An 18,071-nucleotide genomic window follows, 5' to 3' on the forward strand; every position below is an offset into this window, starting at 1 on the left:
CAGCCTTGCGCTCGGATTAAGAAGGCGGAATTGAGGGGACTTATCATGGACATTCAAGCGGATTCGCTGCTCTCGCTCGTATCGATCATTATGATCGATATTATTCTTGGCGGCGATAATGCCGTGGTGATTGCCCTTGCTTGCCGGAAATTGCCGGAGAAGCAACGCATACGGGCGATCTTTTTCGGTACGTTTTTGGCTATTGTTTTGCGTGCGATGTTGACCGTGGTCGTCGCCTACTTATTAAAAATTCCGTTTTTGACGTTAACGGCCGGCCTTTTGCTAGTATTCATCGCATTTCAACTGCTCATTGAGGATCGTGAAAGTCCGAACGTTAAAGCAGGCGGGACGCTTGCTGCCGCGATTCGAACGATCGTTGCCGCAGACTTGGTAATGGGTCTCGACAATATCGTCGGAATCGCAGGTGCTGCAGGCGGGAATTACGCACTCATAATCATCGGGTTTTTATTTTCTGTACCGATCATTGTATGGGGCAGCCGAATCCTCTTGTCCCTGCTTGAATCTTTTCCCTCGCTCATCTATATTGGCGGCGGCATTCTAGTCTTTACCGCCGCCCGCATGATCACCGATACACCGCAATTTCGCTTTTGGTCGTCCGGCAGCCCCCATTGGACGTATACCTTTTGGTGTACGCTGCCGCTATTTGTGCTCCTCGTCAGCTGGTGCATCAACCATGTTTCATTCATGAGAAAATAACTTTATGTTTTCGACCTTGTAAAACTTCAACAAGTAAGGGGTTTTCACGATTGGAATCGTTACGACGAGGACGGCGATGAACGGCCTGAGAAGACCCGTATACGCCTAGCCAAGCAAAAGTTGTTTTGTTGTGGACGTATTCTCTCTTTATCATAGTTTTCCATTCTCATGGTCAGGAAGCCAACGAGCAACCAAATCAGGTGCAGTTGGTAATGCGGGCTGATCCCTGATCCAACTTGTTTGTCAACGACTTTTCCTTTTAAAATCCCATAGTTGTCCATCGGCATGGTCAGCCTCCTCTTATCTTTCACTTTAAGGAAACGTGCCGATAAAGACAATCATCTGGAAGAACGGTTTTTATTCTTGCCTCCGTCTGCAAAAGGCGGTATAGTGTTGACGAGCTTTGAACGCAACGGAGGGATAGGGATGGAAAAGGCACAGACGGTCGATCGCACGAGGGTAAGACAATTTTTGTTAAAAAAACAACAGCTGTTCACGAACCCAAATACTGAACATTCCGGCAAGGAGGCTGCCCTGCGCATGGTCGAGCATTTGGAATGCGTACAACTCGACCCTGTATCCGTCGTCGAACGCAATCAGCATCTCGTGCTTGCTGCACGGGTTCCCGGATACCGTCCGAAGTACTTGGCACAACATTTGAGCGAAGGAAAGCTGTTTGAATTTTGGGCGAACGCCGCCTGTGCGATTCCGATGCGGGATTATCCGATTTTCAAAGCGATTCGGATGCGCCGACTGAATCATATCCAACCTCATTTGGAAGCGTTGCGGGCCGTTCAAGAAATGATTCTCGATCGTTTGCGCAAAGAAGGTCCTCTTCCTTCCCGTGCGTTCGATTCCGAAACAAAGGTTCACGGTTACTGGGACAACGAGAAAGCAACGACGAAAGCCACTTCCCATGCGCTCAATTTGCTCATGGATGCCGGAATCATACGCGTCGTTCAGCGCGAAGGCGTCGAGCGTTATTATCATTTAACGGAAAGTTCCATTCCGCTGCCCCTGTTGGAAGCGGATCAGAAGATGGAGATGGAGACTTCGAAAACAGCGCTCGTCAACAAATACATGCGTGCTTATACGATTTTCGATCCGCGCGATGCGCGATTTGGGTGGATTAACGCTCCTGCCGCCGAAAGACGCGCGGAAATCGAACACAGAGTAGACGCCGGAACCGTCGTACCGATCGAGATTCCGAATGTTCGCCGTCGTTATTACATGACGAGCGAGGATTTTGAAGCGCTTCAAGCTGTTGAGCCGATAGCTCAGGAAGAATTGGAACAAGAACCGGTCCGCTTTTTGGCGCCGCTCGACAATTTGTTGTGGAGCCGCGACAGGCTAGTCGATCTGTTTGATTTCCATTACCGATGGGAAATCTACGTACCGAAGGCGAAACGGAAGTTCGGACCGTACGCGATGCCAATCCTCTATGGGGATCGGTTGATCGGCCGCATGAATCCGAGTCTTGACCGCAAAAACAAGGGACTTTGCGTTGAATTGCTTCAATTGGAACCGTCTGTGAAAATGACGCAAGCGCTGGCAGAAAAGCTGAAAAAAGCTTTGCATGATTTTTCGATGTTCCACGGGGCTGAGAACGTAACGATCGCCAAAATCGAGCCTGCATCGCTGCTGAGAACGTTGAGTGCCATTTGAGGCACGATAAGGCGGCCGCGGTTGATTTCCGCAGCCGCTTTGATGTCAAATCAGCGAGGGTGATGAATCAAAACAAATTTTTCGATCGCCGTCGCGACACCGTCGTTTTCGTTCGTTTCCGTTATGTGATCGGCCGCTTTTTTTACCGCTTCCTGGGCATTGCCCATCGCAACGCCGATCCCCGCGGATTTGATCATTTGCAAGTCGTTCAAGCTGTCCCCAATGGCCAGGACTTGACGCATGGGCAGCTGCAAGAGTTCACATACGTGCCGCAAGCCAAAAGCTTTATGAACCCTTTTCGGGTTCACTTCAATGTTCGTCGGTGACGAATTACTGATCTCGAACGCATCCCATTTTTTTAACGTTTGCAAGATCTTAGCTCGGTCGATAGCATTCTCGATGTCGAAACCGAATTTAAACCATTCGACAGAGTCGATGTCCTCGATAAAGTCGTGGTTACGAAAGCCTCCGATTGTCGAATGCCCCCAATACCTTGCCTCGTATTGATTGGCTAATTCACGCATGCGTTCGACCCATTTCGCATCCAGCGTATAGCATTTCCAAGTTTCAGTCATATTTCTCCACAAAACACTTCCGTTAATCGAAATGAATGGTCCTTCCAAATGAAGTTGTTCAGCATAAGGTTTTATCTCATGCATGTTTCTTCCTGTGGCCAACGTTACGAAGATGCCGGCCGCTTGCGCCGAACGGATCGCTTTTTTGTTCGCTTCGGAAATCTTACCGTCGTTAGTCAACAGCGTACCGTCCATATCAAGCGCAATCATACGGATTGTTTCGCTCATGTGATTTTCCTCCGGAATACAGGCATATGTTTATCGTCATAGTCTTCGAGCATTATCGGCCGTTTCACGGTTCATTCATGAAACTTCTTGCTCCACCTCTTAAAACACTTCAGCCGGTCTGCGCTCTCTATTTTATCCGCGCCAAAATGCGGTCCAAATACTGTTCGATTCTCTCCGCGATCAACGCGTCCGTCAAATGCTTCATGCCAAACACCGGCCAACCTTCGTACACGCTCGGCGCCGCTTCAGCTGCACCGATATCGAACAAACCGGCCAAATCCCAGTAAGGGTCATGTTTGTAATCTCTCCCGGCATGCGCCAAATAACGGTCAAGAAAATGATCGGCTGTTTCGCTTCCATATAGTTGAGCAAGATTGACTCGACAATGCGCCACGTCCACTCCGGCCGGCCCACGGCACGCATTCACCCAATCGACCACGCCGCTCACGTTCCCGTTTGTCCATAACACGTTGCACGGATGATAATCACGGTGTATAAAACACAATCGCGTTTGTTTCGGTTTCTGTTGTACATATTTCGCTGCTCTATTCCATGCTTCTGTCCGGTTCGTCCATGCAGGCACCGAAACCGATCCCATGTCTTGATACGTAAAATGTTCCCATTGAAAGTCATCGGCCGTCAAGCGATGAATGTCGGCAAGGGTTTTCGCGAGTTCATCCAACCAACGTTCAAAATCTGCTGGCTGCAGTTCAACTTTTCCATCGACTACGCTCATAATAACGGCAGGAAGGCCGCATGCTTTTCCGTTTCGGTCTACCCCAATAACTTCCGGAGTTGCCACAGACAATTTTTCGGCCTGTTTCAAGCTTTCCGCCTCATGCTCCGCCAAGTCAGGTTCTTTTTCTAGCCACGCTTCGTTGTCGTACAAACGCAGAACAGCCTCCGCGTCGGTCAATTCCATTTTATAAAGGCGAGAAGAAGTAGCTCCCGTCAACGGTTCATACGCGGTGATGCTGCTATTTAACACTTCTTCGGCCCATCGGATCACTTGAACGTCCAATGCTTTCATTCGATCTCTCCTTTATTTATTCCCGATCGATGAGAATGGGTTTGCTGCTGAGCGTAATCATTTACGGATGGTGTGTGGATCGATACAATAAAGAACGAATTGAAGAAAAAGGAGACACGCCAATGACAATCACGGCTGTATTGGGCAGTTCACGAAGTCCGGCAAATTCGGAACGGCTCGTCGATTACATATTGAAAAATGTCGAAGCAGAGAAAATCGATTTGAAACAATATTCGATCATGCCGATCGAAGACCGGCGGCATCGGGAAGGCGGATTCGTTCCCGTTGACGACGACTACGAGGAGATTCTCTCCCATATGTTGCAAAGCGATGTAATGATTTTTGCCACGCCTCTTTATTGGTATGGGATGTCCGGTTATATGAAAACGTTCTTTGACCGTTGGTCGCAATACATGCGAGACGAGCGGTTCCGTTTTAAAGAACGTATGAAAGGCAAACAGGCCTATGTTATCGTCACCGGTGGTGATTCACCTGTCTTTAAAGCGCTGCCGCTCATTCAGCAATTCCGCTTGATCTTTGAGTTTGTCGACGTTGAGTTCGTTGATTACATCATTGGGACGGCCGGAAAACCGGGCGAAATTGAAACCGACAAAGCGGCGATCGCAAAAGCGAAAGCTTGGAACAAAATGTTTCTAGCGGATGAAAAGTAACCGGGGCGCTATCAGCCTCGGTTTACTTTTCGAGCCGGCGACGATGAATGTATGCCAGTTCATCTTCATGGTTCAAAGTCGGTGAAGACGGGGTTTCCAAAATGAATGGAACCCCTTTTCACCGCTTCGGATCGGATGACGGAATGTCGTGCCCATCTCCGAACTTTTTCCGGCCGTATTCTCGATCAACAGCAAACTCTTCCCTTTCCAACGTCCCAAAACCTCGTTCAAGGTTTCGATGATTGTTTTATAGGCTTTAAGCACTTGTTGACGCTTGCGTGAACCGAAATGAACGACAAGTCCAATTGAACCGGAATCCTCCACGATCTCGAGATCGTTCAAGATCGATTCGGCAACGATGGTGCGCGTTTCTTTGTCTTCTGCAGCGATAGTTGTCGGGTAAGGGGCATGGGCCAACGAGACGATCCCGTGTCGGCGGCAATATTGCGCGCATCTGGATGCCTCATTTCGGTCGTGTCGTTTGATTTGCAGGCTGCGCGGGTTTTTCGGAAAAAATTGAAACGCCCGTGCGCCGATCGAATGAGCATAGAGCGCCGCCCGATAATAGCCTTTTCTAATGTTCGCGTGACATCCGAGTTTCATGTCGCCCTCCGATCCAATGTTTGCTGTTAGCTTGCATGGGACGAAAGACAGCTATACGCGGGAACTCCTTGCCGTTTCTTTCAACAACGCGATCACGTCTTCTATTGTCGCCGTCCGGTCGCTCCGGTCCATATTTTTCAAGTAATACGCCCGATGCTCATACACTTCGTTCACCTTCGTTACAAAGGTTTCGCTTGTTAAATGTTCTTCAGGAAGCACTTCGCAAAATCCGGCTTTTTCGAATGAGCGTGCGTTCAAAATTTGATCACCGCGGCTCGAGGCGGCTGGAAGCGGAATAAGCAGCATCGGTTTTCGCAAAGAGAGAAATTCGAAAATCGCGTTCGCTCCTGCCCGGGAAACGATGAAGTCGGCAAGCGCCAGCAAGTCGGGGAGTTCTTTGTCGACATATTCGAACTGGCGATACCCGTGCCGTTCCATCGACGGAATGACATTTCCCTTTCCGCATAGATGAACAACTTGGTACTTTTCAAGCAAGACATCCAGCTGATCGCGAACGGATTCATTGATTGCTCTCGAACCGAGACTCCCGCCCATGATGAGCATTACCGGTTTGTGTTTTGTAAATCCGCAAAGCGCCAACCCCCGGTTCGCATTCCCGAGTTTTAATTCCTCGCGAATGACCGCACCAATATGCTGTACTTTGCCTGCCGGAAGATGTTGTGCCGTTTCCGGAAATGTCGTGCACACTTTTGTCGCAAAAGGGATGGCGAGTTTATTCGCCAGACCGGGAGTTAAGTCAGACTCGTGAATCACGGTCGGGACCCGGTTCAATCTCGCGCCTAAAACGACTGGTACGGAAACGAAACCGCCTTTTGAAAAGATCACAGACGGTTTTATTCTGCGAATGATGCGATACGACTGTACAACACCTTTCATGACTTTGAATGGATCTTTGAAATTGTTCCAGTCGAAATAGCGGCGCAGCTTGCCTGTCGATATGGCATAATAATCAACACCGCTCAACTTACCGACGAGCTCGCGCTCAATCCCTGTTTCTGAACCAACGTATGCAACTTCCCAGCCTTGCTTTAAAAATTCCGGGATCAAAGCCAAATTGACGATGACGTGACCGGCCGTTCCCCCGCCGGTGAACAAAATACGCTTCTCCAGTTTACACCCTCCAAAAACGATCTAAGTAAGTCTTCGATTTGCAAGAAAAAATTTCCTTCCGATTCATCTGACAGAATCCGAAGGAAGCCTAGCCGTCCTATGAAAAAGAATACATCCAAAATCGTTCGTACCCGAGCCATTTGACGAGTTCAGGATCCCGTTTCTCCGCACGTTCTTCCCATTCACGGACAATGCCGGGAATTTGTGACGCATGTGCTTTCAAGGCTTCGATCTTCTTGTCGAGTACATCGGTAACATCAATGACGACGTCCGGTTCGCCGAGCAATTGTTCGCTGTTCGGCAAAATCGCTTTCAAATACACTTTCGGTCTTTCCTGTTCGCCAAGGCGGGATGCGGCATTGACGACGGCAGCCCCGAGCGCATCGTGATCCGGATGAATCCCGTGTTCCGGATAAAACGACACGACAATCGTCGGATTCACTTCGCGAATGATTTCCTCCATTCGGTCGGCGAGCACCTCGGGGTTTTCAAATTCAAGCGTTTTATCCCGCATGCCGAGCATCCGTACATCTTCGACCCCTAACGCGTCGCACGCCGCTTTTAACTCTTTCTCGCGAAATTTGTACAACGTTTCACGGTTCGCAAAAGGCGGTTTTCCCATGTTCCGCCCCATCTGTCCGGATGTGGCGCAAACATGCGTCACCGGCCACCCTTTTTCTCTGTACTGCGCCATCATCCCCGCCGCGCCGAAAGCTTCATCGTCGGGATGCGGCAACACGACCAACAAACGTTCCATTCGCTCTCACTCCTTATTCGAAAGCTTCCTCGCCGATTTGACAGGCGACGGCCAACTTTCCTTCCTCATCATGGCCGGCCAACAACAGCCGCCCCTTTTCGTCGACTTCCCAATGCGTCAAGCCTTCGGCATAAACCCATCCGTGTTCCATTTTCAATCCAACCCGGAAAGGTCCGGTTCCTTTAATCCGCCCTTCCGAGTAGTGAATGCTTCCGTTTCTTATGTATGCGCCGACTTTTTTCGCAGAATAAGCGCCGTTAGTCGTTTCCAAATGCAAAAACACCGTTTTATTTGCCAATCGGTCCACTTCTCGCTGGACTTTTTCGATTTCGATCGGAGTCATCGATTCATCAACCCCCTTGTTATTGGATCTCCTGTCATTCACTATAGCTGATCTGAACCGTTCACGCTATCATCCTGCTTCTTTCATGACAGCGGCAACAATAAAAAGACACCTCGAACTGTTTCTCAAGGTGTCAACGCGTCGCTGCCCTTAACTCGTCGTGAAAGAACCTCCGTTAATATGGATCACTTGCCCGGTCATGTAAGAAGCATCTTCCGATCCGAGCAATACGTAACTCGGCGCAAGTTCTTCCGGTTGTGCAGCTCTTCCCATCGGCGTGTCCGTCCCAAACTTTTTTACTGCGAAAGCGGGGAATGTCGACGGAATCAACGGCGTCCAGACTGGACCAGGAGCAATCCCGTTCACACGTATACCTTTCCCTGCCAGCGATTTGGCCAACGACCGTGTAAATGCGACAATTGCCCCTTTCGTACTCGAATAATCGATCAATTGCGGATTGCCTTCGTAGGCCGTAACTGAAGTAGTGTTGATGATCGCGCTTCCCTCAGTAAGATGGTTCAAGGCTTGTTTCGTCAAATGAAAAATAGAAAAAATATTTGTCCGGAACGTTTTCTCGAGTTGCTCGGCGTTGATGTCTTCAAGACTGTTTTTCGGATGTTGCTCGGCCGCGTTATTGATCAATACGTCCAGCCTGCCCAATGTTTCAACGGTTTCTTCGACCGCTCGCTTGCAAAAGACTTCGTCCCCGATGTCGCCGGAAATCAACAAACACCTCCGCCCTTTTTCTTCAACGCGGCGTTTCGTTTCCCTTGCATCGTCGTGCTCGTTCAAATAAACGATCGACACATCGGCTCCTTCTTTTGCATATGCTATCGCTACCGCTCGTCCGATGCCGCTGTCGCCCCCGGTAATCATCGCTACTTTGCCTGTCAGTTTGCCGGTTCCGATATAACCGGCATCTTCTGAATCCGGACTTGGTCGCATTTTTTCTTCACTTCCCGGCTGCACGTCTTGATGCTGAAACGGCTGTCCTTGTTTGTTCATTTTCGTTCATTCGGCCTCCTTGCAAAAATGATGCTCTTAATATGTCTCATCTTTGCCAGAACTAATCGCGGCGCCGACTAGAAACGCCGACCCATCGAAGGGTCGGCGTCAATCCATTTTATTCCCAAGGTTCTTTCACGCTGAAATGCTTTGCGAGTTCCGCGCTGCTGCGGCGTCTTTCTTTCCGGTGCTTGGCGCGCTCTTCGGCCGTGTTGTGCAGCCATTTTTCCTCTTCTGTTACCGGTACGACTCCGGGAACAGGCGTTGGTTTGCCATCTTGTTTCATGGCAACAAACGTTAAGAATGATACTGCACAAATTTGCCGTTCGCCTGACAGCAAATCTTCAGCAATGACCTTGACGAACACTTCCATCGATGTTTGCCCGGTCCACGTCACAAACGCTTCAAGGCAGACGGCGTGTCCTTCCTTGATGGGATGCAGAAAATCGAGCGAATCGGTTGACGCCGTTACGACCGGATTTCTCGCGTGTTTTGTTGCCGCAATGGACGCAACGTCATCGATGTGAGCCATCAATTTGCCTCCGAAAATCGTCCCATGGTGGTTCGTGTCCGGCGGGAGGACGTGACTCGTTTTTACCGTTCTCGATTCTTTCATAAATCGTTGTTCAACCATTGTGCTTCACTACTTTCATCTTTGTTGATTTGCGGAATAAGTGGTCGACATCAAATGCGTAAGCCAGGCATGGGCGACTGTATCCAGCAGTCTTGAACGTACTCGTATGCCTGTTGTGCAGTGACATCTAACATTAATACGCTGTCAAATTTCAATCCTTTTGTCAAGCAAACCGGTAGGATCGAAGCTCCGCAGGTGCATATTGCGGCTGCATTCGCCTGTTAGGAGAAGCCTTATCCATTCCGTTCGAAAGTGACAGTATACTACGTAAAAAAAGACGCCGGACAAGGCGCCATTCTATAACATCAACATTCAAGTGGTTGTGCCGTGATTGCAGATATGCTGAACATTTGTCTGAAACAGGAACCGATTTGCCTTATCGAACGAAACAATGTTTTGTTCGTAAAGCGAATGCGCGATCAAGATTTTAAAGGTTTCAGCGCAGCTTCAATCGATGAGCGTCGATCTTCCAAAAACGGCGGTAACGCAAGTTTTTTACCTAGTTTGTCCAGATCTTCGTCCGTGTCAAAACCCGGACCATCGGTCGCAAGCTCGAACAAAATGTGATTCGGTTCCCGAAAATAAAGCGATCGAAAATAATAGCGATCAATGAATCCGGAATTCGCAATCCGAAATTCAGACATTTTCGCGATCCATTGACGCAATTCCTCTTCGTCTTCGACGCGGAATGCGACATGATGGACACCGCCGCGGCCGAGCCGTTCCGGCGGCAAGTCGGTGCGCTGCTCAATATGCACTTCTGCACCACTTCCGCCTTCTCCGGTTTCGTATACGAGAATGTCCGGCTGACCGGGAACCGACGAGTCGTAGCTTCCTTTGTTGCGGAAACCCATCATTGCCGTCAACATTTGTTCCGTCGGTCGCGGATCAGCCACCGTTAGACGAACCGGACCGAGTCCGCGAATGCCGTATTTCACCGGAATCGGACTTTTCTCCCACGGATTTCCACCGCTAACGCCTGTATTATGTTCATCCGAGACGAAGATGAGCCGTTGTCCTTCGAAATCTTCGAAGGCGAGCGACAAACGACCGGCTCTTGGTCGAATGACTTCATGCGGGACGTCATGTTCTTGCAACCGTCGTTCCCAATAGTGCAAAGCGTCGTCGTTTGCAACGCGCAGCGAAATAGCTGAAATGCTTTGGACGCCGCGTTGATTGCGGGCGGCCGCCGGGATTTCAAAAAACGTCAATTCTGTACCCGGATTTCCTTTTTCGTCTCCGTAGAACAAATGGTACATCGACGGATCGTCTTGATTGACGGTCTTCTTTACGAGCCTCATTCCGAGTATTTTTGTATAAAACGTCAAGTTTTTCGCCGCATCGGCGGTCATCGCCGATACGTGATGAATGCCTTTCAATACCATGAGCGCACCTCCTTAACCGTTTATCCATGCGTCAATCGAAATGCTCCCGGTCCCGTCAGAGCGACAGCAACGGCCGCAGTGAGCAAAACGAGATTGTATTCGATTCCGCCGTTCGTTACCCAGTATCCGTTTTTTGCGTGGACTTTAATCATTGCAGTGAGCATGGTCGCGACAATGAGCAATGAGGCGAGAGGCGTTAGAAACCCCGCCGCAAACAGCAAGCCACCGACAAATTCACCTAACCCGGCCATCCACGCCATTGTTTTGCCTGGTTTCAAACCGATAGATTCGAAAAATTTACCGGTTCTTGCTAACCCGTTTCCGCCAAAGATGCCAAACAATTTTTGCGAACCGTGACCGGCCATCGTCAAACCTACGACCACTCGCACGAGCAAGATGCCGAACGATCCCATATGGACCACTCCTTGTTCGATACATTGAAACGCATCGAATTTATCTCGAATTCAAGATAATTATATCATCCAGACCACTTTCCGTGCAAAAAAAAAGACGCGCGGAACGCTTTTTTCGTTCCGCACGTGCGAAATTAAACGTGCATAAGCGATTTTCTTTCTTCACTAACAGCGGACTGTTCGCGCAACACATGTCTCATAAACTTTCGGATTAACTTTGGAAGCACTTCGAACGAATACGGCTTGTAAACGCGCTCCGTCCATTTGTGGGCATCCTTTCCGTATACGCCCATATTGACAGCAGGAATGGAAAGCGAACGAATTTGTTTCACGGGGATCGAATATCCGTTTTTTCCCCACGGCACGAAATTGTTGATCATACTGTCGAGTTCCTCGTCGGTTTCGTGGAGATTCAAATAACTGCTGTCCGACAAAAACGGGAAAAACCGTTTGATTGCGAACGTTTCGCCGAAATCATCGTCCTCGGCTACGGTTCTCATCGCTTGCAAAACGAGGTTGTCGCGGTCTTTGCTCCGCTGCAAATAATTGTGAGGACAATGCGGCGGACTGAAAAAGACAACCACCCTCGGGTTCTTCTGCGGGTCTTGTTGCTGCAACGCATCAACGATTCGAAACGCCCGCTCCCGCAAATCGAGATCTGCGTTTGCTTCGGAAACTTTTTCGATGATCGCTTGCGTGTCGATGTTTTGGTTTTCCAGTTCTTGAATGAACTCTTCCAACGTATCGACTCGCAAATGCCACGACAAGTCGGAAGCCGGAAGTTTGGAGGTTTCCAGCGATTTCAAATACTGAACCTTCAAGCGTTTTTCGACCGCATCACACGCGATCCGCGTTTCCCGCTTGAGTTTCTCGAGAACCGATTTCGGATTTTCCTCGTACAAAAAATAATTGAAATACATGAATGTTTTAAATGCCGTTTGCACATTATAGGCTTCTTTATGATCACGTTGGTGCAAACAAGAAGGCGGATTGACGACTTCTCCCTCGATCGGTTCGGTTAAATCGATATTGTTGCTTAACCGCCGGTTGATTTCTGAAGCGACGTACGTCGAATCGATTCCTTTTAACGTTTCACCAACATGGGATTCACGGCCGTAAATGTAAAAGGACGGCAACAGTTTTCCCGCCGCGCCGGTATATAAATATTTTGCATCGTCTCCGGCAAAAAGCGGGCTGATGAAATCCGAGTTGATCGCGCAAACATAGTCTAAATTTTCTGCTTCGCGCAGCCGTTGCAATTCGCTGATGGCCGAAATAACACCTTTGTGTTCTGACTCTTCGTCGGGATTGAACATCATAAGGATATTTCCGTCCAGTTCATGCGCATTTTCGGAAAAATCGAGTAAATTTACAAGATGCACGGCAACGCCGCTTTGCATATCGAGTGCTCCCCGCCCGAACATCCAATCGCCGGAGCGCGCATCTTCCCGTACTTCTTCGTTCTCATCGTCATTCTGAAAAGACCATTGAAGCTCGTCGGGATCGAACGCATGACGTTCCAAACGGCCGAAATCGTTCACGCCGACAGTGTCGAGATGCCCGTGGCAAATGATCGTAGCTTTCGTCTCATCCCGCCCTTTCACGAGCGCAAAAATATTCCGTTTTTGTTCATCTCCCGAAACCGGCTGTTCCCATACATCGTCGGGATGTCGTTGAAAATATGGGAATTCGCTGATCCATTGCTTTATTTGCTTTGCTTTCTCGGTTTCCCCTTTTGTGCCGTTGACGCTTGGCATTTGCACAAGTGCTCTAGTTAAATGTTCAACTTGTTGCGGGGGGCTCAATTTTTTTAATGTTTCATACATGAAAATCCCTCATTCCACATTGTGAAATATAATACCGTATAATGAAATTACTGTCTGTTTCCATCTTAGTAACGATCACCTATCGTGTCAATTTACGACGTTTCGGTACTCGTATACAATGATGGAAACCGAGACATTTGCATCGAAACGGGGGATAATGAGATGGTTCAGTCGATCGACCGGGCAATGGACATCATCCAGGTGCTTATTTCCGAAGACAATAGACGTACATGGTCCATATCGGAAATCGCGGACATCGTCGGATTGCCGGCAAGCTCCGTGCATCGCCTGCTCGGTTCATTGGTAAAGCACGGACTTGTTGAGAAAGCGCCAGAAACAAAACGTTATCAGATCGGGTACACATGGATGGAGATCGGTTATTGGCTGCATGAACGTCTTGATTTTCGCCAGACGGCTCGTCCGTTCATGGAACAATTGGCTGCCGATACGCGCGAAACCGTATATTTGAGCGTGCCGACCGGTGATTCTGCCGTCATTGTCGAGAGAATCGACAGTCCCGACCGTGTACGGATCATCGACAATATCGGGGAAAGAATTCCGATGCATATCGGTGCAGCCAACAAATCAATGCTGGCGTTCATGGAGGAAATGAAGCGGACACAGATTATCGAAAGCTTGCAACAAATCACGAAAATACAAGGAAAAGAATTAATGGAACAATTAAGCCAAATAAAAAACCGCGGTTATGCGGTCAGTTTCGGTGAAAAAACACCAGGGACGGCGTCGATCGCCGCACCGGTCATCAACCGACGTCAAGATGTCGTCGGCGCCGTTTATATTAACTTTGTGAGAGACGAAACCGCGAACGCTCGCTTTGACGAATGGACAACAAAAGTGAGGGAAGCGGCGCGGCTCGTATCTGCGTCCGTCGGAAAGGCCTTTTAATTTTCAGGCGGCCTGTCAAAATCAAATGGATGCGACACCGAGAAAAGAAAAAATCAACACAATCACCGCACGCTTCAACTTGCATCTTGCATGGAAACGGCAAGCTGAAGAGCCGTCATCGGATTGTTATCCGAGACTACATGATAGACGGCATTGTGCTCCTGCCGGAAGATCATCACTTTATGACCAGTGCTGGACATAGAGATGAAGATCGTACCCACGTCATGCGGCGCCGGTAATGTATTTGTGCGAAGAAACGAAACGACCATTTTCGAGAGTTTTGTCACCGCATCGAATTCATCGTTCTTTCCGACCGTTGTCACGAACCAACGTCCTTCCTGCCAGCGGAGGCCGGAAATCTTCTGCCCCTTTCCAACGACTGCCGAAATGTGGTCACCAAGGTCCATGCGTTTCGTCTCGTTTTCAAAGATGTCAACGGGCAAATTTTCCATGACCGACTTTACTTCATTCGCGGCTTCCGATTCGTTGCCATAGAAGTTTGCCCCAAAACTCGCCAATTCTTGTTCCGCGCCCAATTCTTCCAACAACGGACTGTTTACGTCGATCGGGTTGTTTACGACATAAAGACGCACTTCGTAATGATCGGGCTTCGATTCAGTCGCAGCAGACAAATATTTTCCTTCGGGAACCGGTAATTTCGTCGGATATCGTTTGGCAACGTCCGTTTCGATCGCACGAATCGCTTTTTGAACGATGATGCTTGCCGGAACGGCCAATGGTTGCTGAGACGAATGTTGGTCGGACGACGTCAGCATGTCTTTCTTATCGCTTGCAAAAAACGTCTTGGCCGATTCTGTGTTTCCCGAATCAGCTTTCGGCACAGATTCGATCATGGCGCTCGAATCGCTCGCTGATTGATTTTGCCTCGTCGCACCGCCGTCGTGGAGCATCGATCCCGAAGCCGCCCAAACGCCGGCAATGACAATTAGTGAGCATGCGGCAGCGTAAACGGCAAGCGGCTTATTCCTTCGCCGCCGAATCATTTCGATTCGGTCCATAGTCGATGATCTTGTCGATATGGGAGGAAGGTTTCGGTAAGACCGTTTTAAATGTTCCATTTTTTCGTCAAAAAGATCGTTTTGCATGAAGCGCCTCCCCTTTCCCGAGCGCATTTCTCAGTTGTTCGCGGCCGCGTAACAGTCTCGTTTTTACCGTGTTCACCGGGATATCAAGGATTTCGGAAATTTCATCGTGGCGCATCTCCTCAAAGTAAAACAAAATAACGGGAATCTTGTACTTGTCGTTCAACTGTTGGATTAAACGGTGCAGTTCGCGGTCGCTTTCGCTCCGCAGCAAATCCTCTTCCGCTGACGATTCGATACCGTCATATTCGTGCTTCAGCAAGTTCACTTTGTTCAACAAGCTTTTTCGTTTGCGATACATGTCTTTGGAGACGTTCAACGTAATTTTGTAAAGCCATGTCGAAAATTTGCCGCGCGAATAACGATTCAAATAGCGGTACACTCGAATAAAAACTTCCTGCGTAATGTCTTCGACCGCATCGGGAGGATTGCCCATTTGAAAGGCAAAACGTTCAACCTGGGGATAATAGCCTTTCATTAGTTCGTCGAAAGCTTCGAGATCTCCCTTTTTCGCACGGGAAATCCATTCTTGTTCAGACATCCCCAGTCCTCCTTCCCTAATGGAACATCAACAACAGCAAAAGAGTTTCAATGTTTTTCACTCTCGCTTGTACCGATTTTACCACGAATCCGCGTATTCAAGTTAATTTTCCATGACATAACAGTGTGAAGGCACGTTTTCGAGCAAACGGCTCGGTTTCCCGCGATAAAAGATGATCAATTCATGCATTGCCCGGGTGCAAGCCGTATAAAACAACTCCCGTTCGGATTCTCTGCGATAAACGAGGTCGGAAGCGTCGTAAATGATAACGGCGTCAAACTCAATGCCTTTCGCCAAATACGCAGGCAACACGACTACACCTTTTTCAAACGTGTACGTTTCCGTATCGAGCAATTGAACCGGCAACCGTTCACGCAAACCGTGGTACACATCAATACTTTCTTGCAAGGTTTTGCACAATACGGCGATCGTTTCATGCCCTTTTTCCTTCAAGCGGCTGATACGTTCAACAATCTTGGCATTTAACTCCGGTTTGTCGCCCGCATGTACCAAACGCGGACGCTCTCCATCCCGTTCAAACGGTAAGACAGACGAGGCACTCGGAATCAGCTCTTTTGTAAAAAGCACGATCGGCTTCGTCGAACGATAACTCGTCATCAGCTCAACGCGCTCTTCTCGATCCGGTTCTCCCGTTCCCGTCGCAAGCAGTGACGGAACCGACTCTGCGTGGGCATGAATCGCTTGATTAACGTCGCCGAGAAACGTCATTTGCGCCCGTGGGAAAATCTTTTTCATATATTCAAACTGCAGCGGTGTATAATCTTGCGCCTCATCAATGAATACATGACGAATCCAATTATAGCGGGAAAACCCTTTGATTAACCCGCGCAAATACAACAACGGTGTTGCGTCTTCCCAGGCGCACCTTTCATCATTCAAGGCAGCGATCGTGACCCGACAAACGGCTTCCCATTGATCCGGCAGACGACGGAAGTGTGAACTCCTGGATTCGAACAGTCGCCGGTATGCCGCAACATGATCGACGAAATCGAGTCGTTCGATTTTCGAGCGAATCGGTTTAAAAGATTCAGCGACAACTGTACGGCTCAGCCATTCCCTTTCCCGGTCGAAATCGTCGAACGTATTCTCGCTGAAACGTTGCTGTTGTTGGAGCCCATGGTAAGCATCCAAATAATCTTCCTTGTCGAGCAATTCAATTTCATCGGCGACCCATGAGGCTTCCCTTGCCTCTTCTTCAATTGTGTCAATTCGGGCAAGCAGCCAATCTTTCGTTCGTTCGAGCCGGTTAGGCAGCGAAAGCGAGTTATCGGTTTTATAAAATTGGAAAGCCATTTCACCTGAACCGATCAACACTTCACCGCGAAAACGAATGTCGTTAAACGGCATTCCGCGTTGGCCAAGCTTTTGCGCGAACCGCTCAATCATTTCCTTGAACAAGAGCGTTGCCTTAAATTGCACAGCTGCCTTTCGCACAGCATCTTCACCGTCATCCTCGCGGTTTAGTGACCATTCCATTTGTTGAAACGGGTCTTCGAGCCGCAATTTTTCATCTAAATGCTCGCTGGCGTATTCATAAAACGTCGTTTGCAGCATATTGTTTTCCCCGAGCTCGGGAAGAACCGTCGAGACGTAACTGTTGAACAATGGATTCGGCGAAAACAAGATCATGTTTTCAGCGTTCAGCCGTTCGCGATGTGCATACAATAAATAAGCAACACGCTGCAATGCCGCCGACGTCTTTCCGCTTCCCGCGACACCTTGCACGATCAAATACCGATGTTTTTCGTCGCGAATGATCCGGTTTTGTTCCCGTTGAATCGTCGCCACAATGCTTTTCATTTTCGTATCGGAACGATTGCCGAGCATCTTTTGCAGCAGTTGGTCGCCGATCGTCAAACCCGTATCAAACATGCCTTGCAATGTTCCGTTTTCAATAATATATTGCCTTTTCAACGTTATTTCACCCGACACCGTGCCCTCAACCGTTTCATACTCGGCCGGTCCCGGCGCGTAATCATAATACATGCTCGCAATCGGCGCGCGCCAGTCATAAACGAGAAATTCCTCCTCGGCATCGTCTTGCAATGACGCAATGCCGATATAGATCGGTTCCTCTTGATTTGTCTCAGGTGCTTCTTCTATAAAATCAATCCGACCGAAATACGGCCGCTGTTCCAGCCGGCTGAGCGTCGTCAGTTGCTCCGACATCAGCCCGTGGCTTCGCTCGCGTTCCGACAGCAACTCAGCTTGTTGCCGAATGCTTGCTTGCGTTTCGATGATGTCGTCGGGTTCATCCACATTTACGGTCACGTCTTCCCAGAAATTTTTCCGTAAACCGACGATTCCCGTCTTCAACTGGCCCGACTTCTCGCGGATCATTTCCTGCTTCCGTTGGATCAATTGAACCACTTCTTTGACTCGCTTTGTTTCCTCGTTCCAGTCTTTTGTCATCGCAGCGCCCTCCTGCCCTTGGTGAAATGATAAATTGTTGACATTTCTCAAGATACGGTTTATAATTATAATGGTGTATTATGTTTGTGAAATGAATTCTGGTTG

The 18,071-nt window shown here is 48.9% G+C and carries 19 protein-coding genes; 4 read left to right on the forward strand and 15 right to left on the reverse strand.

Annotated elements, in window-relative coordinates; translation table 11 throughout:
• The first annotated feature begins 45 nt into the window (after nt 1-45).
• Nucleotides 46-717, forward strand: coding sequence for a TerC family protein (locus VFK44_02350; protein HET7627205.1), 672 nt, complete (start codon nt 46-48; stop codon nt 715-717).
• 59 nt (nt 718-776) lie between these two features.
• Here the strand turns inward: VFK44_02350 and VFK44_02355 are convergent, their stop codons facing one another.
• Nucleotides 777-1,004, reverse strand: a complete 228-nt coding sequence (locus VFK44_02355; protein HET7627206.1) for a hypothetical protein — start codon at nt 1,002-1,004, stop codon at nt 777-779.
• Nucleotides 1,005-1,143: 139 nt separating this feature from the next.
• Here VFK44_02355 and VFK44_02360 point away from each other — a divergent pair, with 139 nt between their 5' ends.
• Entirely contained in the window at nt 1,144-2,382 is a 1,239-nt protein-coding gene (locus tag VFK44_02360; protein HET7627207.1) for a crosslink repair DNA glycosylase YcaQ family protein, read from the forward strand.
• A gap of 50 nt (nt 2,383-2,432) precedes the next feature.
• Here the strand turns inward: VFK44_02360 and VFK44_02365 are convergent, their stop codons facing one another.
• Both VFK44_02365 and VFK44_02370 read right to left on the reverse strand, forming a co-directional pair.
• Nucleotides 2,433-3,185, reverse strand: coding sequence for a Cof-type HAD-IIB family hydrolase (locus VFK44_02365; protein ID HET7627208.1), 753 nt, complete (start codon nt 3,183-3,185; stop codon nt 2,433-2,435).
• A gap of 127 nt (nt 3,186-3,312) precedes the next feature.
• Nucleotides 3,313-4,215 (reverse strand): aminoglycoside phosphotransferase family protein, encoded by a 903-nt coding sequence (locus tag VFK44_02370; GenBank protein ID HET7627209.1) that lies wholly within the window; start codon nt 4,213-4,215, stop codon nt 3,313-3,315.
• A 128-nt stretch (nt 4,216-4,343) separates the two neighbouring features.
• Between VFK44_02370 and VFK44_02375 the strand changes: the two genes are divergently transcribed.
• Nucleotides 4,344-4,886, forward strand: a complete 543-nt coding sequence (locus VFK44_02375; protein HET7627210.1) for a flavodoxin family protein — start codon at nt 4,344-4,346, stop codon at nt 4,884-4,886.
• Nucleotides 4,887-4,958: 72 nt separating this feature from the next.
• Here the strand turns inward: VFK44_02375 and VFK44_02380 are convergent, their stop codons facing one another.
• From VFK44_02380 to VFK44_02420, 9 genes are all read right to left on the reverse strand, one after another.
• Nucleotides 4,959-5,489: a TIM barrel protein gene (locus VFK44_02380; GenBank protein HET7627211.1), complete on the reverse strand. Its 531-nt coding sequence runs from the start codon at nt 5,487-5,489 to the stop codon at nt 4,959-4,961.
• Nucleotides 5,490-5,540: 51 nt separating this feature from the next.
• Nucleotides 5,541-6,620: an undecaprenyldiphospho-muramoylpentapeptide beta-N-acetylglucosaminyltransferase gene (locus VFK44_02385; protein ID HET7627212.1), complete on the reverse strand. Its 1,080-nt coding sequence runs from the start codon at nt 6,618-6,620 to the stop codon at nt 5,541-5,543.
• A gap of 97 nt (nt 6,621-6,717) precedes the next feature.
• Nucleotides 6,718-7,377: a bacillithiol biosynthesis deacetylase BshB2 gene (bshB2, locus tag VFK44_02390; protein HET7627213.1), complete on the reverse strand. Its 660-nt coding sequence runs from the start codon at nt 7,375-7,377 to the stop codon at nt 6,718-6,720.
• A gap of 13 nt (nt 7,378-7,390) precedes the next feature.
• Nucleotides 7,391-7,720 (reverse strand): YojF family protein, encoded by a 330-nt coding sequence (locus VFK44_02395; GenBank protein HET7627214.1) that lies wholly within the window; start codon nt 7,718-7,720, stop codon nt 7,391-7,393.
• 150 nt (nt 7,721-7,870) lie between these two features.
• Nucleotides 7,871-8,725 (reverse strand): SDR family oxidoreductase, encoded by an 855-nt coding sequence (locus VFK44_02400; protein ID HET7627215.1) that lies wholly within the window; start codon nt 8,723-8,725, stop codon nt 7,871-7,873.
• Nucleotides 8,726-8,843: 118 nt separating this feature from the next.
• Entirely contained in the window at nt 8,844-9,359 is a 516-nt protein-coding gene (locus VFK44_02405; GenBank protein ID HET7627216.1) for an acyl-CoA thioesterase, read from the reverse strand.
• A 419-nt stretch (nt 9,360-9,778) separates the two neighbouring features.
• A complete protein-coding gene (locus tag VFK44_02410) occupies nt 9,779-10,744 on the reverse strand; it encodes a ring-cleaving dioxygenase (GenBank protein HET7627217.1) in 966 nt (321 codons plus the stop codon).
• Between the two features lie 20 nt (nt 10,745-10,764).
• Entirely contained in the window at nt 10,765-11,157 is a 393-nt protein-coding gene (locus VFK44_02415; protein HET7627218.1) for a DoxX family protein, read from the reverse strand.
• A gap of 134 nt (nt 11,158-11,291) precedes the next feature.
• Nucleotides 11,292-12,983 (reverse strand): M20/M25/M40 family metallo-hydrolase, encoded by a 1,692-nt coding sequence (locus VFK44_02420; protein HET7627219.1) that lies wholly within the window; start codon nt 12,981-12,983, stop codon nt 11,292-11,294.
• Nucleotides 12,984-13,145: 162 nt separating this feature from the next.
• Between VFK44_02420 and VFK44_02425 the strand changes: the two genes are divergently transcribed.
• The gene (locus VFK44_02425; protein ID HET7627220.1) at nt 13,146-13,889 is read left to right on the forward strand and encodes an IclR family transcriptional regulator; all 744 of its coding nucleotides are present in this window, start codon (nt 13,146-13,148) and stop codon (nt 13,887-13,889) included.
• A gap of 74 nt (nt 13,890-13,963) precedes the next feature.
• Here VFK44_02425 and VFK44_02430 read toward each other — a convergent pair whose 3' ends face one another.
• The 3 genes from VFK44_02430 to helD form a co-directional block, all read right to left on the reverse strand.
• The gene (locus tag VFK44_02430) at nt 13,964-14,995 is read right to left on the reverse strand and encodes a hypothetical protein (protein ID HET7627221.1); all 1,032 of its coding nucleotides are present in this window, start codon (nt 14,993-14,995) and stop codon (nt 13,964-13,966) included.
• On the reverse strand, nt 14,976-15,533 hold the full coding sequence (locus VFK44_02435) for a sigma-70 family RNA polymerase sigma factor (GenBank protein ID HET7627222.1): 558 nt from the start codon (nt 15,531-15,533) through the stop codon (nt 14,976-14,978). The genes VFK44_02430 and VFK44_02435 overlap by 20 nt, the downstream gene beginning before the upstream one ends.
• 102 nt (nt 15,534-15,635) lie before the next feature.
• Nucleotides 15,636-17,966: an RNA polymerase recycling motor HelD gene (gene helD / locus VFK44_02440; GenBank protein ID HET7627223.1), complete on the reverse strand. Its 2,331-nt coding sequence runs from the start codon at nt 17,964-17,966 to the stop codon at nt 15,636-15,638.
• Between the last annotated feature and the right edge of the window lie 105 nt (nt 17,967-18,071).

It is taken from the genome of Bacillales bacterium, from assembly GCA_035700025.1.
Lineage (GTDB): Bacteria > Bacillota > Bacilli > Bacillales > DASSOY01 > DASSOY01.